The 15,524-nt window shown below is 63.4% G+C and carries 12 protein-coding genes and 1 pseudogene; 10 read left to right on the forward strand and 3 right to left on the reverse strand.

Going from position 1 to position 15,524, the window contains the following annotated elements:
- Positions 1-57 precede the first annotated feature (57 nt).
- Both X773_RS52725 and X773_RS52730 read right to left on the reverse strand, forming a co-directional pair.
- Positions 58-1,515, reverse strand: a complete 1,458-nt coding sequence (locus X773_RS52725) for an NAD-dependent succinate-semialdehyde dehydrogenase (protein ID WP_023676459.1) — start codon at positions 1,513-1,515, stop codon at positions 58-60.
- Between the two features lie 190 nt (positions 1,516-1,705).
- Entirely contained in the window at positions 1,706-2,656 is a 951-nt protein-coding gene (locus X773_RS52730; RefSeq protein ID WP_023676460.1) for an AEC family transporter, read from the reverse strand.
- A gap of 212 nt (positions 2,657-2,868) precedes the next feature.
- On the opposite strand from X773_RS52730, the pseudogene X773_RS79275 reads away from it, so the two are divergent.
- The 8 genes and pseudogenes from X773_RS79275 to X773_RS52765 all read left to right on the forward strand — a co-directional run.
- Positions 2,869-3,216: pseudogene (locus tag X773_RS79275) on the forward strand (caspase family protein); the annotation flags it as partial.
- A 106-nt stretch (positions 3,217-3,322) separates the two neighbouring features.
- Positions 3,323-5,818 carry a caspase family protein gene (locus X773_RS79280; protein ID WP_348625926.1) on the forward strand — a complete coding sequence of 832 codons (2,496 nt, stop codon included), beginning with the start codon at positions 3,323-3,325 and terminating at the stop codon, positions 5,816-5,818.
- Positions 5,819-5,924: 106 nt separating this feature from the next.
- The gene (locus tag X773_RS52740; protein ID WP_023676461.1) at positions 5,925-6,473 is read left to right on the forward strand and encodes a histidine phosphatase family protein; all 549 of its coding nucleotides are present in this window, start codon (positions 5,925-5,927) and stop codon (positions 6,471-6,473) included.
- Between the two features lie 213 nt (positions 6,474-6,686).
- Positions 6,687-6,971 carry an acyl carrier protein gene (locus X773_RS52745; protein WP_023676462.1) on the forward strand — a complete coding sequence of 95 codons (285 nt, stop codon included), beginning with the start codon at positions 6,687-6,689 and terminating at the stop codon, positions 6,969-6,971.
- Between the two features lie 39 nt (positions 6,972-7,010).
- The gene (locus X773_RS52750; RefSeq protein ID WP_023676463.1) at positions 7,011-8,198 is read left to right on the forward strand and encodes a beta-ketoacyl-ACP synthase; all 1,188 of its coding nucleotides are present in this window, start codon (positions 7,011-7,013) and stop codon (positions 8,196-8,198) included.
- A gap of 75 nt (positions 8,199-8,273) precedes the next feature.
- Entirely contained in the window at positions 8,274-9,545 is a 1,272-nt protein-coding gene (locus X773_RS52755) for a beta-ketoacyl-ACP synthase (protein WP_023676464.1), read from the forward strand.
- Between the two features lie 36 nt (positions 9,546-9,581).
- Positions 9,582-10,610 (forward strand): zinc-binding dehydrogenase, encoded by a 1,029-nt coding sequence (locus X773_RS52760; RefSeq protein WP_023676465.1) that lies wholly within the window; start codon positions 9,582-9,584, stop codon positions 10,608-10,610.
- Between the two features lies 1 nt (position 10,611).
- Positions 10,612-11,604 carry a lipid A biosynthesis lauroyl acyltransferase gene (locus X773_RS52765; RefSeq protein ID WP_031211715.1) on the forward strand — a complete coding sequence of 331 codons (993 nt, stop codon included), beginning with the start codon at positions 10,612-10,614 and terminating at the stop codon, positions 11,602-11,604.
- 143 nt (positions 11,605-11,747) lie between these two features.
- Here X773_RS52765 and X773_RS52770 read toward each other — a convergent pair whose 3' ends face one another.
- Positions 11,748-12,176 (reverse strand): L,D-transpeptidase, encoded by a 429-nt coding sequence (locus X773_RS52770; RefSeq protein ID WP_023676467.1) that lies wholly within the window; start codon positions 12,174-12,176, stop codon positions 11,748-11,750.
- 222 nt (positions 12,177-12,398) lie between these two features.
- Between X773_RS52770 and X773_RS52775 the strand changes: the two genes are divergently transcribed.
- Together X773_RS52775 and X773_RS52780 are read left to right on the forward strand one after the other, a co-directional pair.
- Positions 12,399-13,688, forward strand: a complete 1,290-nt coding sequence (locus tag X773_RS52775) for an acetylornithine deacetylase/succinyl-diaminopimelate desuccinylase family protein (RefSeq protein WP_023676468.1) — start codon at positions 12,399-12,401, stop codon at positions 13,686-13,688.
- Positions 13,689-13,819: 131 nt separating this feature from the next.
- Complete coding sequence (locus X773_RS52780) at positions 13,820-15,298, forward strand: ABC transporter substrate-binding protein (RefSeq protein ID WP_023676469.1); 1,479 nt, start codon at positions 13,820-13,822, stop codon at positions 15,296-15,298.
- The last annotated feature ends 226 nt before the right edge of the window (positions 15,299-15,524 follow it).

A 15,524-nucleotide genomic window follows, 5' to 3' on the forward strand; every position in this document is an offset into this window, starting at 1 on the left:
AGCCTGGCCTTTTCCGAAGCGGCTCAGGGTCTTTTTCGGTATTACCGCATGAGGCTTCTAGAGACCAAGTCCGCCGATGCAGACATATTTGGTGTCGAGATAGTCCTCGATGCCCTGATGGCCGCCTTCCTTGCCGAGGCCCGATTCCTTGACGCCGCCGAACGGCGCCTCAGGTGTGGTGATGAGCCCTTCATTGACGCCGACCATGCCGTATTTGAGTCCTTCCATGACCCGGAAGGCGCGGCCGAGATCGCCGGTGTAGAAGTAGCAGGCCAGGCCGAACTCGGTGTCGTTGGCGAGTGCCACGGCCTCTTCCTCGGTCTCGAACTTGAACACCGGCGCCACCGGGCCGAAGATTTCTTCCTTCATGAAGCGCATCTTCGGCGTCGCATTGGCGATCACCGTCGGCTGGAAGAACGAGCCGCCGAGCGCGTGGCGCTTGCCGCCGGCGACGACCTTGCCGCCCTTGGCGGTAGCGTCGGCAATCAGCTCCTCGACCTTCTCCACCGCCTTTTCGTCGATCAGCGGCCCCTGCTGGACGCCGTCTTCGAGGCCGGAACCGACCTTCAGTCCGTCGCTCGCGGCAGCCAACTTTTCGACGAACTGGTCATAGATGCCGGCCTGCACCAGGAAGCGGTTGGTGCAGACGCAGGTCTGGCCGGAATTGCGGTACTTGGCGGTGATGGCGCCAGCGACGGCCCGCTCGATGTCGGCGTCGTCGAAGACGATGAACGGCGCATTGCCACCGAGCTCCATCGACACTTTCTTGACGGTCACCGACGACTTCTGGATCAGGATCTTGCCGACCTCGGTCGAGCCGGTGAAGGTGATCTTCTTGACCAGCGGGTTGGCACAGATCTCGTCGCCGATCTCACCGGCGGCGCCGGTCAGGATATTGATCACGCCTTTGGGGAAGCCGACTTCCTCGGCAAGCGCGCCCCAGGCAAGACCGGAGTAAGGCGTCTGCGACGCCGGCTTAACCACGGCGGTACAGCCGGCGGCAAGCGCCGGACCGAGCTTGCGGGCCAGCATCGAGGACGGGAAATTCCATGGCGTAATAGCGGCGATGACGCCGACCGGTTCCTTGGTCACCAGGATACGGCGGTCCGCCCAGGGCGACGGCACGACGTCGCCATAAGTGCGGCGGCCTTCTTCGGCGAACCACAATATGTAGGACGCGGCCGAGCCGATCTCGCCCTTCGATTCGAACAGCGACTTGCCCTGCTCGATGGTTAGTAGTTCGGCCAGCACGTCCTGATTGTCCATCATCGCGTCGTGCAGCTTGCGCAACAGCTTCGAGCGTTCGAGCGCGGTGGTCTTGCGCCATGTCTTGAAGGCAGCGTCGGCGGCCTCGATGGCGCGGCGGGTCTCGGCCTTGCCCGACTTCGGCACGGTGCCGATCTTGAGGCCGGTGGCAGGATTGTTGACGTCGACCGTCTGGCCTGAATCGGCCTGCACCCATTCGCCATTGATGAGATTGGCCTGCCGCATGAAATGGCTGGTTTTCTGAAGCATGATCTCGCCTCCGTTCGGCACCTGGCGGGCCGGTCGCTGATTTCGTGAATGGACGTGCGCGATAGCATCGCTAGAGCCACTGCTCTTAGCCCAGGGCAAGCCCCGCAAGCAATCACAAGATGGCATATAGGGTTTGGGCCAGCCAAAGCGAGAGCGATGCAGCCGGGTTCTTATCCAAAAACCCGGGCTCTTATCCAAAAACATGGACGACCACGGTCAGCCAAAACGCAGTGGTCACGACCGCACAGGCGGTGGCGATGGTCATCTGGTTCGACGCCAGCGCCTGGCCGGTGTTGAACTGCACCGCGATGAGATAGGAATTGATGCCGGACGGCAACGCCGCAACCATGACCGCCACCTTGGCCGTCAATGGCGGCAGGCCGATCAGCCAGACCAGGCCGAGAACCAGCGCCGGCATTAGGAACAGTTTCAGCGCCGACAGCGCCAGCGCCGGCCTTACATTGCCGGAAATGCCGAAACGGCGCAGGCTGAGCCCCATGGCGAACAGCGCCACCGGGGCGGCCGTGCCGGCCAGCGCGTCGCTCAGCCGCGTCGCAAGCACCGGCAGCGGCGCACCGGTGAAGCGCCACGCCAGCCCGGCCAGTATGCCGATGATCAGCGGATTGATGAATACCCTCCTGAGAAAGCTCCTGACGACGCGGAGCGGATGCACAGGCTCGCTGCCGCCGCGGCCGAACATCTCGAACAGGATGATCGAGGCCATCATCATCACCGGCAGGTGAATGGAGACGAGCAGTGACAGCACTTCGAACCCGGCCGGCCCGAACACGCCGATGATGAAGGGCGCGCCGAGCAGGACAACGTTGGAGTAGGACGACGATACGCCGCCGACGACGCCGGCGCGGGCGTCTCGTCCGAAAATGCGCGTAATGACCAGATGGCCGGTGGCCCAGGTGAGCGCGACCGCCGCGAAATAAGCGCCCCACAGCGACCACGGCGCCACGCCGTGGAAATCAGCCTTTACCATGGTCTGGAACAGCAAAAGCGGCATTGCCACGTTGATGGCGAATTCGGATACGCCCTCGCCGCTCGCCGGCTTCAAATAACCGGTGAACCCGGCAAGATAGCCGAGGCCGACGAGACTGAAGACGAAGAGGACGGTTTCGGTAAGCGGAGACATTTTTCCCGTGATAGGCGAGCCCCGGCGGCGGCGCAATCGCCCTTCCCTCGCGAATGTACCGGCCAACAATCCGGCCGCTCGGATCTTGCCCGAATTTGCTCATGGTTGGATGCCAGCGCTATACAGGGTTGTCGGGGGACACGCGGCGAATGGGCCTTGTCGGAAATCAGCACTTCTTCAAGCAGGCGTGGCTGACGGCTTTCGTCGGCGCCATGCTTTGCCTCGTGGTGACCTCGGCTCATGCCGCGGAGCCGGCGAGCCTCAAGGGCGTGGCGCTGATTGTCGGCCAGTCGAAATACCAGCACATAGCGGCTCTTCCCAACCCCGCCAACGACGCCCGCGACATCGCCAAGATGCTGACCGACCTCGGCTTCGACGCGCGCAGTGTAACCGACCGCGACACGGCAAAGCTGAAGCGCGACCTCGAGCGTTTCGCCGAGGATGCAGAGGACGCCGACGTCGCCTTGATCTACTATTCCGGCCACGGCATCGAGGCCGGCGGCGAAAACTATCTGGTGCCGGTCGACGCCGACGTTTCTTCATTGAAGGACGCCGATCAGGCCCTGGTGCCGATCTCCGCCGTCATGGACGAATTGAAGACGACCGTGCCGGTAACGATCATGTTTGCTCGATGCCTGCCGCACCAACCCGTTTCCGGCGGATGCGGTGCTGCGCCGGGCGCCGACGGCCTCGGCCTCCCCGATCAGCGCCGGCGGATTGGAGCCGGTGCGCGGTGCCAGGGCACTGGCAAACGCGACCGCGACGGAAAATCTGGGAACGGTGATCGGCTTTGCCGCCGAGCCGGGGCGGCCGGCACTCGACGGCATCGTCGGCGAAAACAGCCCCTACGCAGCGGCACTTCTGCGCCACCTAGCGGCAATGAAGGGCACCGAGTTCGGCTCGGTCATGCGCATGGTGACCGAGGAGGTCTATCTCGACACCAAGGCAAGGCAGCGGCCATGGGTCAATGAAAGCCTGCGCCGGCTGCTCTATTTCGGCGTTGCACCGCAGGAGCCGACCGGCGACGACGACCTGATCACCGGCGAGCGGCGGCAATTGCTGCTGACGATCGCCGAGTTGCCGAACCCCAAGCGGGCACAGGTCGAACTGGCCTCGCTGCAGGACGGCGTGCCGCTCGACGCGCTTTATGGCGTGCTGAAGGCGCTCGGCACCGAAAAGATGCCGGAGGACCCCACCGACCTGCAAAAGCTGCTCGATGCGCAGGCCGAGCGCCTGAAGAAGATGATCTCCGAGCGCAACGCGCTGCGCACCGACGACCCCGAGATCAGCCGCCTCGTCGCCTCGGCCGACAAAGCGATCGGCCAGGGCGCCATCGTCACCGCGCGCAACTTCCTCGACCAGGCGGTGGGCCGGGTCGAGCAGGCCAGCGGCGTGGTCGATCGGGCAGAGGATCTGGTCAGGCAGAAGCGTCTTGCCGACGCGGCGATCTATGCCAGGCGCGCCGACGCTTCGGCGCTGGTCTTCGACTATCTGTCGGCCGCCAACGACTACGGCGAGGCCTTCTCGCTGGTCGAGAGATGGGACGACAGGCTGCGCTGGAACTACAAGAACCAGGAGGCGGAAGCGCTCAACGCGCATGGCAACGCCACCGGCGACAGGCAAGCGCTGCAGCACGCTATCGACGCCTACCGCGTCATCCTGAACTTCATCCCCAATGGCGAGCAGAACCGCGACTGGGCGATCACCCGCAACAACATGGCGGTGGTGCTGCAGACGATCGGCGAGCGCGAGCGCGAAACCGACCGGCTGGAAGAGGCAGCGAAAATCTTTCGCGATTCGCTTGCCGTGTTCGAGCGCGAGAAGGACGACATCAACTGGGCCGCGGCCCAGAACAACCTGGCCAATGTGCTGTTGAAGATCGGCGAACGCGAGAGCGACCCGAAACGCCTGAATGAGGCGGTGGTGGCGATGCGCGCCACGCTGGAGAAGCGGCCCCGCGACAAAGTCCCGCTGGACTGGGCCGCCTCGCAAAGCAACCTTGGCCTTGCGCTTTACGCGCTTTCGGAGCGCGAACCGGACGGCGAGCGCCTGACCGAGGCCGAGGCCGCCTACCGGCTGGCGCTTGAAGAATACACGCGCGAAAAGGCGCCCGTTCAGTGGGCGATGGTCCAGAACAATCTCGGCAACACGCTGGTGTCTCTCGGCACGCAACGCAACGACAAGGCAAAAATCGACGAGGCAGCCGCGGCATTCCGCGCCGCGCTCGAAATCCGCACACGCGACACCTTCCCGCTCTCCTGGGCGAGCAGCCGTCTCAATCTGGGTAACGCGCTGAGCAGTGCTGCCCGTTTCGATCTCGGCACCGGCCTGCTCGAAGAGGCGGCTGCCGCCTATGGCGACGCGCTGACCATATTCACACGCCAACGTTTTCCGACGGATTGGGCTTCGGCGGAGAACAATCTCGGCTCGATCTACCAGACGCTCGGCCAGCGCACGCGCGATCCTGCCAGGCTTGAGCAATCGGCGGCCGCATACCGGGCGGCACGGCGCGTCTACACCAAGAAGGAGTTTCCGCTCGACTGGGCGATGACCCACTACAATCTCGGCAACACGCTGCAACTGCTCGGCGGCGTGACCGACAAGCCGGTGCATTACGAGGAGGCGATCGAGGCCTATCGCGATGCACTTCGCGAATACAAGCGCGAGACGACGCCGCGGCAATGGGCACTGGCGCAGGCCGGTCTAGGCTCGGCGCTGCAATGGCTGAGCATGAGCGAGGCCGATCCCCGCAAACTGGCCGCTTCGATCGCCGCGCGCCGGGCAGCGCTGGAGGTGCTGACCTTCGAGACCTCGCCCGTCGACTGGGCGAACGCGCAGAACGGCATCGGCATGAGCCTGATCAATCTAGGCAATCTCGAACGCACCGGCAAATATCTGGACGAAGCCGAAGCCGCCTTCGAGGCAACGCTCAAGGTCTTCACCCGCGAAAGCCAGCCGATGCAATGGGCCTTCGAGCAGAACAATCTCGGCGACGTCCACTGGAACCGCGGCAGCTATGGCGGTGGCAATGCCGAATACCAAAAGGCGATCGAATTCTTCGAGAACGCCAAGCAGGGCTTTACCGATGCTGGCTATACACTCCCCATCCCGCTGACCGACCGCAAGATCGATCTGGTGAAGAAGCAGATAGCGAAGAAATAGGCGTCTCGGCCGCAGGTTGCACTCGGCTTGTCTTTCAGCCGGCTTTGCCGTCCCTATATGCCGGTCACCGGGGACCTGCCTGCCGGTCACCCGAAAAGGATGTCTGATGCTTCGATTTGTGCTGGCGCTGCTGTTGCTTGCCGTTTCCGCCACAGCCCATGCGACGGAAGCCGGCTGGGCGCTGCTGCGCGACGGCGGGCATGTCGTGCTGCTTCGCCATGCCATGGTCACAGGCACCACCGATGCGGCCAATTTCGACCTCGGCAAATGCACCACCCAGGTCAATCTCTCGGAGCGCGGCAAGCAACAGGCGCGCAAGATCGGCGCGCTGTTTGGCGCCCGCGCGGCACCGGTCGAGCGCGTGCTGTCCAGCCGTTATTGCCGCTGCCTCGAGACCGCCCGCATCGCTTTCGAAAGCGAGCCGGAGCCGTTCGCACCGCTTGACCTGCTGAAGACCGACGAAAAGGAGAAGGCCGCTCAGATCGCTGCGATCCTGGCAGAGATCCGCGGCTATTCCGGCTCCGACAATCTGGTCATGGTCACGCATCTCGAAGACATCAAGGAATTGACCGGCATCTCGCCGCGCGAAGGCGAAGCCGTGGTCGTCGAGCCGCAAGGCGACGGACTGCGCGTGCTCGGCCGCGTTACCTTCTGACCGGGCCGGTCGCTCCTCGCGTCGAGCGAGATAGGTGTTGCCGAAATGCCACTGCCACGAGAAGCCGTGGTTGGATTCCGATCTCATCTTGCTCTGCCTGGGCAGCAATCCCATCTGCGCCCGGCGTATCAGGCCTTTTCCTGCCCGGAAAAACCGATTAGACAGCCCAAAACACATGCGGACAGATTCCGCCCGCAATCGAAGGAAAAGCCCTTGTCCACCACGTTCGACAAAGTCGCCAAGATCATCGCCGACACCAGCGAGATCGACATCGAGACGATCACGCCCGAAAGCCACACCATCGACGATCTCGGCATAGACAGCCTCGACTTCCTCGACATCGTCTTTGCCATCGACAAGGAATTCGGCATCAAGGTGCCGTTGGAAAAGTGGACGCAGGAGGTCAACGACGGCAAGGCCTCGACCGACGACTATTTCGTCATGAAGAACCTGTGCGCCAAGATCGACGCGCTCGTCGCCGCCAAGAACGCCATCTAAGCACAGCGCTTGACGCGCCCTCACCCACAACAGCCGCCCATGAACCCCCGCGACGTCGTCATATCAGGCATCGGCCTTGTCTCGTCGTTGGGCGAGGGTCCGGATGCGCATTGGCAAAAGCTCGTCCAGCCGCGCCTTGAACCGGTTCTGGAGGCCTCGCGCTTCTCGCCCTATACGGTCCACCCGCTGCCGGAGATCGACTGGAACCTGCAGATCGCCAAGCGTGGCGACCAGCGGCAGATGGAGACCTGGCAGAGGCTCGGCACCTATGCGGCCGGCCTTGCGCTCGACGATGCCGGCATCAAGGGCAATGACGAACTCTGCGCGACCATGGACATGGTGGTGGCCGCCGGCGGCGGCGAGCGCGACGAGGCGGTCGACGCGGCCATTCTCGCAGCATCGGAAAGCCGCAATGACCGCGACGTGCTGCTCAACGAGAAGCTGACCACGGAATTGCGCCCCACGCTGTTTCTGGCACAGCTCTCCAACCTGCTCGCCGGCAACATCTCGATCGTCCACAAGGTGACGGGATCGTCGCGCACCTTCATGGGCGAGGAAGGTGCCGGCGTTGCCGCTGTCGAGACGGCGGCCGCGCGCATCCGCTCCGGCCAGTCGACGCATATACTGGTCGGCGGCGCTTTCCAGACCGAACATTCCGACATGCTGCTCGGCTATGAACTGGCCGGCTACCTGCATCGCGGGGCGTGGCGGCCGGTCTGGCAAAGGCAAGGTGCCGAAGGCGGCGGCGTGGTGACCGGATCCGGCGGCGCGTTTCTCGTCCTGGAGCAACGCGAGCATGCGGAAAGCCGTGGCCGGAAGATCTATGCGGAACTCGGCCCGGTCCTGTCCGGCCGCGCCAGGCGCCGGCGGGGCGAACTCGATGGCGAGATCGACACGCTGCTGAAGCAGGCCGCATTGCCGAATGGCGAGCTGCTCGCGATCTCCGGCGCTTCGGGCGCCCATGCCGCGACCGCCGCCGAGAAATCGGCGCTCGACGCCAATCCGGCGATCGCCGCACGCGGCTTTTCGACGTTGACCGGCCACATGAAGGAAGCGCAGTTCCCCTTTGCCGTTGCGCTGGCGGCCCTGGCTGTCGACCGCAAGGCCGCTTACCCTGTCTTCGACGCCACAGTCGAAAAACCGTTTGCCGGTGTCCCGAAGACCGTCCTTGCAACGGCGATCGGCTATCACCAATTCGAGGGCATGGCGCTGATCAAAGCCGCCTAGAGCATCGGACCGAAAAGTGTGACGCGGTTTTCGGGCGATCCGACGCTCCAAGAGAAACAGGTTTTTGGACAACAAATGGCCAATCTGAACGACCACATGGGCAGGCCCATCGTCGCCGTCACCGGCATCGGCGTGGTGACGTCGCTCGGTGTCGGCAAAGCCGACAATTGGGCGGCGCTGACATCGGGCAAATCCGGCATCCATCCGATCACCCGCTTCCCGGTCGATCATCTCAACACCCGCATCTCCGGCATGGTCGACTTCCTGCCGTCGAGCTCCAAGGGCGCCAGTCTCCTCACCTATGAGCTTGCCGAAACCGCCGCCCAGGAAGCGATGTCGGAGGCAGGCCTCGATGCCGGCGATTTCGGCGGACCGCTGTTCCTCGCTTCGCCGCCGGTCGAGCTCGACTGGAGCGAGCGCTTTTCGCTCTACAATTCCGACACGCACGACACCGGTGCCGAGAGGCTGCTGCGGGTGGCGCGCGGCCTCAGGGAACTCGACATCTTCGAGACCACCCAGTTCGGCTCGATTGCCGACCGGCTTGCCGACCGTTTCGGCACGCGCGGCCTGCCGATCACGCTGTCGACAGCCTGCGCTTCGGGCGCCACGGCGATCCAGCTCGGCGTCGAGGCGATCCGCCGCGGCGAATGCGACAGGGCGCTGTCGATCGGCGCCGACGGCTCGGCGACCGCCGAGGCGCTGATCCGCTTCTCGCTTCTGTCCGCGCTCTCCACCCATAACGACATCCCTGAAAAGGCCTCAAAACCCTTCTCCAAGGATCGCGACGGCTTCGTGCTCGCCGAAGGCTCGGGCGCCCTGGTGCTGGAATCGCTGGAGGCAGCACTTGCCCGCGGCGCCACCGTTCTCGGCATATTGCGCGGCTGCGGCGAAAAGGCCGACGACTTCCATCGCACCCGCTCCAAGCCGGACGGTTCGCCGGCGATCGCGGCGGTGCGCGCCGCTCTTGCCGATGCCGGCTTGAGCGAGGACGGGATCGATTATGTCAACGCCCATGGCACCTCGACGCCCGAAAACGACAAGATGGAGCATTTGTCGCTGTCGACGGTGTTCGGCGAGCGGATCTCGTCAATGCCGGTCTCGTCGAACAAGTCGATGATCGGCCATACCCTATCGGCTGCCGGTGCTGTCGAGGCAGCATTTTCGCTGATGACGATGCGCGAAAGCGTCATTCCGCCGACCATCAACTACGACAATCCCGACCCGGCGATCGTCCTCGACGTGGTGCCGAACACCAAGCGCAACGCCGAGGTCGGCACGGTCCTGTCGAACTCCTTCGGCTTCGGCGGCCAGAACACCTGCCTTGTCATGGCGCGGGAACCGGTCTAAGCGACCTTTTTCAGCCAGACTGAACCGACAGGCACCATGCGCGCATTGCAACTTATCGAGGACCGCCGCCTTGAAACGGTGGACCTGCCGCCGCCGCCGCCGCCTTTGCTCGGCGAGGTGACGCTGCGCATCAAGGCCGTGGCGCTGAACCATATCGATGTCTGGGGCTGGCGCGGCATGGCCTTCGCCAAGCGCAAGCTGCCGCTGGTTGTCGGCGCCGAGGCCTCGGGCGAGGTCGAGGCGGTCGGCCCAGGCGTTTCCAGCCTTGTGACCGGGCAATTGGTGTCGATCTATGGCGCCCGCACCTGCGGTCTTTGCCGCGCCTGCCGCGAAGGCCGCGACAATCTCTGCGAGCATGTTTCGGGCGTGCACGGCTTCCATCTCGACGGCTTTGCGCAGGAAAAGATCAACCTGCCGGCGCGCCTTCTGGTCCCAGCTCCGCCCGGCGTGAGCGAAATCGGCGCGGCGGTGGCGCCTGTCACCTTCGGCACGGTCGAGCACATGCTGTTCGACAATGCCCGGCTGCAGCCCGGCGAGACGATACTGGTCCATGCCGGCGGCTCCGGCATCGGCTCCGCCGCGATTCAGCTGGCCAAGAAGATGGGCTGCACGGTCATCACCACCGTCGGCTCGAACGACAAGATCGACAAGGCCAAGGCGCTCGGCGCCGACCACGTCATCAATTACCGCGACGACCGCTTCGAAGGCGTCGTGCGCAAGCTGACCAAGAAGAAGGGCGTCGACGTGGTGTTCGAGCATGTCGGCGCCGACACATTTGCCGCCTCGATGCTGTGCCTCAAACGCGGCGGTCGGCTGGTCACCTGCGGCTCGACCTCCGGCGTGTCGACGCAGATCAATTTGATGCAGTTGTTCCAGCAGCAGCTGAAGCTGCTAGGCTCGTTCGGCTGCCGCATGGAAAACATGGCTGACGCCATGCAGAAGATGGCGGCGGGCCTGGTCGCGCCGGTGATCGACACCGAGGTTGGCTTCGACGGAATCGATGCGGCGCTGAAGCGCATGGAAGGCCGCGACGTCTTCGGCAAGATCATCCTGCGCGTCGGCTGAAATGATCGGCAACGCCTTCAGGAAGATCCGCAGGGACGTGGGATTCCGCTATGGCAGGCGGCTTCGCCAGTTCAACTACTGGCTGGTCGCGCGCGTCGCGATGATCATCATCTCCGCGCTGCGCCTGCTGCCGCCCGACAGGGCGCTCAATTTCGCCGACCGCGCTGCCCGCCGCATCGGCCCTTGGGTAGCGCGCCATCAGGTTGCTGTGGACAATCTGCGCAAGGCCTATCCGGAAAAGAGCGATGCCGAGATCGAGGCGATCGCTTCCGACATGTGGGGCAACATGGCCCGCCTGGCCACCGAATACATCTTTCTCGATGCTTTGTTCGACTACGATCCCACTGCGACGAAGCCGGGCCGTGTCGAGGTCAAGGGCGTGGAGCATTTCGTGCGCATTGCCGGCGAGGACAAGCCGCATATCGTCTTCACCGGGCATCTCGGCAATTTCGAGCTGCTGCCAGTGGCGGCGGCGACCTTCGGCATGAACATCACGGCGCTCTTTCGCCCGCCCAACAACCCTTACCTCGCCGACTACATCCTCTCGACCCGCCGCTCGAGCATGGGATCGCTGCTGCCGTCTTCGACCGGTGCCTCGTTCGCGCTTGCGGCCATCCTGGAGAAAGGCGGCAATATCGGCGTGCTGGTCGACCAGAAATTCACGGGCGGGCTCGAGACGACATTCTTCGGCCGCCCCTGCGAGAGCAACCGGGTTCTCGGCACCCTGGCGCGGCACTATGATTGCGATGTCTACCCGGCGCGCTGCGTGCGCCTGCCGAACAACCGTTTCCGGCTCGAGATCGAGGACAAGCTCACCTTGCCGCGCACCGCCGGCGGCAGTGTCGACGTCCGCGCCACCACCCAGCTTCTCAACGACGTGGTCGAGCGCTGGGTGCGAGAAGACCCCGGCCAGTGGATGTGGTTCCACAAGCGCTGGGAGATCAGCGGCCGCAAAAAGCGTCGGCCGGCGACAGTGCGCGACAAAGCCGCCTGAGCGGAACGATCTTTTTGGGCACAGGCCCTATTTTGTTCTTGCTTTGTGCCGGCAGCTATGCTATTAACTTCGGTATGGTGCTATTTGGCCCCGACGAACCCGCCGCTCCGGCGGGTTTTTTATTGCGGGCCGAGGAGCAGGCCCTAATTCGTCACGAGAATCCGCGTATTGCCGAAGCCGGCTTTGCGCACCATCGAATAGAACGCGGCGGCGTTGCTGGGGTGGAGGCGCACACAGCCATGCGATGCCGGGCGCCCCAATTGCCGGATCGCGCCGGTGCCGTGGATAGCATAGCCGCCGCGGAAGAACACCGAATAGGGCATCGGCGACATGTCGTATTTGCGCGAATACCACATCCGGGCCGTCCGCTGTGGGCGATAGCTGCCGCGCGGCGTGATGTAGCCTTTGCGGGCGGTGGAAACGCTCCACCGGTAATACGAAAGCCCGTATCTTACCGTCATCGTCTGTGAGGAAATATCGATGTTCGCGACCAGGCTGGCCGCCCGGCTCTCGAACGACGAACCGAACAGCATCGCCATCAATGCCGCTGCCATGAGAACAGTGTTTTTCATGCAATCAAACCCCTTTGATGCCCCTTGCCTGCCTGCCCTCGCGCTGTTCTCCAGCGTTTTGATGGCAAGCCAGCGAGCTAACACCCACTCCCTGACAATTTCACCAATCCAAAGCAGCGAATTTGAACGATTTCCCGCAATAGTTGCTGTAACGACACGCAATCGCCTCGCAATTCGCCATCGGGCTTGCAAAACCCCCTCATCCGCTGCTCAATTCGCCGAATGAACGAACCGAACGAACGGCTCCTCAAGGCTATCGATGACCGAGCCGATGATCTGGTTGCACTGACTGCGGATCTGATCCGCTTTCCGACCATCAATCCGCCCGGCGAAGCCTATCGGCCATGTGCCGAATATATCGGCGCGCGGCTGAAGAAGCGCGGTTTTGAGATCGAATTCATCCGTGCTGAAGGCACGCCTGGCGACACTGACCATTATCCGCGCGTCAACGTCGTCGCCCGTTTCGATGGCCGGGCGCCGGGTGCTTGCGTGCACTTCAATTCGCATATCGACGTCGTCGAGCCCGGCGACGGCTGGAGCCTCGATCCGTTCGCCGGCATCGTCAGGGATGGCAAGGTCTATGGCCGCGGCGCATGCGACATGAAAGGCGGGCTTGCCGCCTCGATCATCGCCGCTGAAGCCTTCATGGAGGTCTTTCCCGATTTTCCCGGCGCCATCGAGATTTCAGGCACGGTCGACGAGGAGTCCGGCGGCTTTGGCGGCGTCGCGCATCTGGCGAAGCTCGGCTATTTCTCCAGGCCGAAGGTCGACCACGTCATCATTCCCGAGCCGCTCAACAAGGATCGCATCTGCCTTGGCCATCGCGGCGTCTGGTGGGCGGAGATCGAGACCAAGGGCGAGATCGCGCACGGCTCGATGCCGTTCCTCGGCGACAACGCAGTGCGCCATATGGGCGCCGTGCTGCGGGCCTTCGAAGACGAATTGTTTCCGGCGCTCGACCGCAAGATGACGCGCATGCCGGTCGTGCCCGAAGGCGCAAAACGCTCGACCATGAACATCAACTCGATCCATGGCGGCCAGACGGAGGATTTCCGGCCCGGCCTGCCCTCGCCCAACGTGCCCGATTCCTGCCGGCTGACCATCGACCGCCGCTTCCTGCTCGAAGAGGATCTCGCTGCGGTCAAGAGCGAGGTGACCGATATTCTGGAACGGCTGAAGCGCGAGCGCAAAAAGTTCGATTACGAAATCCGCGATCTGATGGAGGTGCTGCCGCTGATGACCGAGCGCGACGCGCCGGTGGTTAAGGCGGTCGCGCAAGGCATCATGGAGATATTCGACCGCGAGCCGGATTATGTGATTTCGCCCGGCACCTATGACCAGAAGCACATCGCCCGCATCGGCCACATCTATGACTGCATCGCCTATGGCCCGGGCATTCTCGATCTCGCCCACCGGCCCGACGAATGGGTCGGCATTGCCGACATGCTGGACTCGGCAAAGGTGATGGCGATCGGCCTCGACGTGCTGCTGAGGGGCGCCGGCCCGCTATGATCCGGCCATGGGCGAAAAAACATTCCTCCCGGCGTCGGCGGACGGTACGAAACGCAATTTACTCGGCGGCGAATTCACGCTTCTATCCGCCGGGTTTTGAGCACGTGTTTTAGCATATGGGGAGTTGCACGATGAAATTGTGGAAAACCATTCTGGCCGCCGCGGCGCTGGCGTTGGCCGCCGGAACCTCGGCGATGGCCGCGCGCACCGACCTGGTCATCGGCATTACGCTCGAACCCCCGCATCTCGACCCGACCGCGGGTGCCGCCGCGGCAATCGACGAGGTACTCTATGCCAATGTCTTCGAGGGCCTGACCCGCATCGGCCCGAACGGCGAGGTGCTGCCCGATCTCGCCGAAAGCTGGAGCATTTCCGACGACGGCAAGGTCTACACTTTCAAGCTGCATACAGGCGTGAAATTCCATGACGGCAGCGACTTCAACGCCGACGACGTGAAATTCTCGCTCGATCGTGCCCGCGCCGACAATTCCGTCAACGCGCAAAAGAGCCTGTTCGCCGCCATCGACAAGGTCGAGGTCGTCGATCCTACGACGGTGAATGTCACGCTGAAGAACCCGCAAGGCTCGTTCCTCTACAATATGGGCTGGGGCGACGCGGTTATCGTCGCGCCTGAGACAGCCGACACCAACAAGGAAAAACCGATCGGCACCGGCCCGTTCAAATTCCAGAACTGGGCCAAGGGCTCGTCGATCACGCTGGTCAAGTCGGAAAATTACTGGGGCGCCCCGGTGTTCCTCGACAAGGCCGAGTTCCGCATCATTCCAGATGCCGCCGCCGCCGTTCCGGCGCTGCTTTCCGGCGACGTCCAGGCCTTTCCGTTCTTCGATCCTGACAGTGTCGCCCAGGTCAAGGACGACCCACGCTTCAAGGTGGTGATCGGCTCGACCGAGGGTGAAACCATCCTGTCGATCAACAACAAGAAGCCGCCCTTCGACAAGCTGCAGGTCAGGCAGGCGATTTCCTTTGCGCTCGATCGCAAGGCGATCATCGACGGCGCCTCGGCCGGCCTCGGCGTGCCGATCGGCTCGCACATGTCGCCCGCCAGCAAGGCCTATGTCGACCTCACCGGCCTCTACCCGCACAATGTGGAGAAAGCCAAGGAGTTGCTGAAGGAAGCCGGCCTGGAGAATGGCTTCAAGGCGACGCTGAAGCTGCCGCCGCCCTCCTATGCGCGGCTTGGTGGCGAGATCATCGCCTCGGAGCTTCGCGAAATCGGCATCGATCTCGAGATCATCCCGGTCGAATGGGCGCAATGGCTGGACCAGGTCTTCACCAAGAAGGATTACGACCTGACCATCGTTTCCCACACCGAGCCTAACGACATCGATATCTATTCGCGCAAGGACTATTACTTCAACTACGACAACCCGGCCTTCGACAAGATCATCGACGAGCTGAACCTTACCTCCGACGAGGCCAAGCGCATGACGCTGCTCGGCGAGGCGCAGAAGGTCCTGGCCGATGACGCCGTGGTCGGCTTCCTCTACGAATTGCCGAAGGTCGGCGTCTGGGACGCCAAACTGCAGGGCCTGTGGGAAAACGCCCCGATCCAGGCCAACGACCTGACCAAGGTGAAGTGGACGGATTGATCGCTGACAGAAGGGCGAAAGTTGCACTCCGTCACACCCCCCTCTGTCCTGCCGGACATCTCCCCCTCAAGGGGGGAGATTGAGCCCTCACCGCCGCTTTCGCTAACCACTAGCGTTGCAAGGACTGTGCCGGCGTGGAAACTGCCAATCTCCCCCCTTGAGGGGGAGATGTCCGGCAGGACAGAGGGGGGTGGGCGGGAACGCAAGCTTCGCCCGGGTTTTGCGT

The organism is Mesorhizobium sp. LSJC280B00 (assembly GCF_000502835.1).
Taxonomy (GTDB): Bacteria; Pseudomonadota; Alphaproteobacteria; order Rhizobiales; family Rhizobiaceae; genus Mesorhizobium.

What these genes read in the sequence shown, in the direction of transcription:
- X773_RS52775 (WP_023676468.1), top strand. Translation starts at nt 12,399, where the DNA reads ATGAACGAACCGAACGAACGGCTCCTCAAGGCTATCGATGACCGAGCC.
- X773_RS52755 (WP_023676464.1), top strand. Translation starts at nt 8,274, where the DNA reads ATGGCCAATCTGAACGACCACATGGGCAGGCCCATCGTCGCCGTCACC.
- X773_RS52780 (WP_023676469.1), top strand. Translation starts at nt 13,820, where the DNA reads ATGAAATTGTGGAAAACCATTCTGGCCGCCGCGGCGCTGGCGTTGGCC.
- X773_RS52760 (WP_023676465.1), top strand. Translation starts at nt 9,582, where the DNA reads ATGCGCGCATTGCAACTTATCGAGGACCGCCGCCTTGAAACGGTGGAC.
- X773_RS52750 (WP_023676463.1), top strand. Translation starts at nt 7,011, where the DNA reads ATGAACCCCCGCGACGTCGTCATATCAGGCATCGGCCTTGTCTCGTCG.
- X773_RS52725 (WP_023676459.1), bottom strand. Translation starts at nt 1,515, where the DNA reads ATGCTTCAGAAAACCAGCCATTTCATGCGGCAGGCCAATCTCATCAAT.
- X773_RS52765 (WP_031211715.1), top strand. Translation starts at nt 10,612, where the DNA reads ATGATCGGCAACGCCTTCAGGAAGATCCGCAGGGACGTGGGATTCCGC.
- X773_RS52770 (WP_023676467.1), bottom strand. Translation starts at nt 12,176, where the DNA reads ATGAAAAACACTGTTCTCATGGCAGCGGCATTGATGGCGATGCTGTTC.
- X773_RS52740 (WP_023676461.1), top strand. Translation starts at nt 5,925, where the DNA reads ATGCTTCGATTTGTGCTGGCGCTGCTGTTGCTTGCCGTTTCCGCCACA.
- X773_RS52730 (WP_023676460.1), bottom strand. Translation starts at nt 2,656, where the DNA reads ATGTCTCCGCTTACCGAAACCGTCCTCTTCGTCTTCAGTCTCGTCGGC.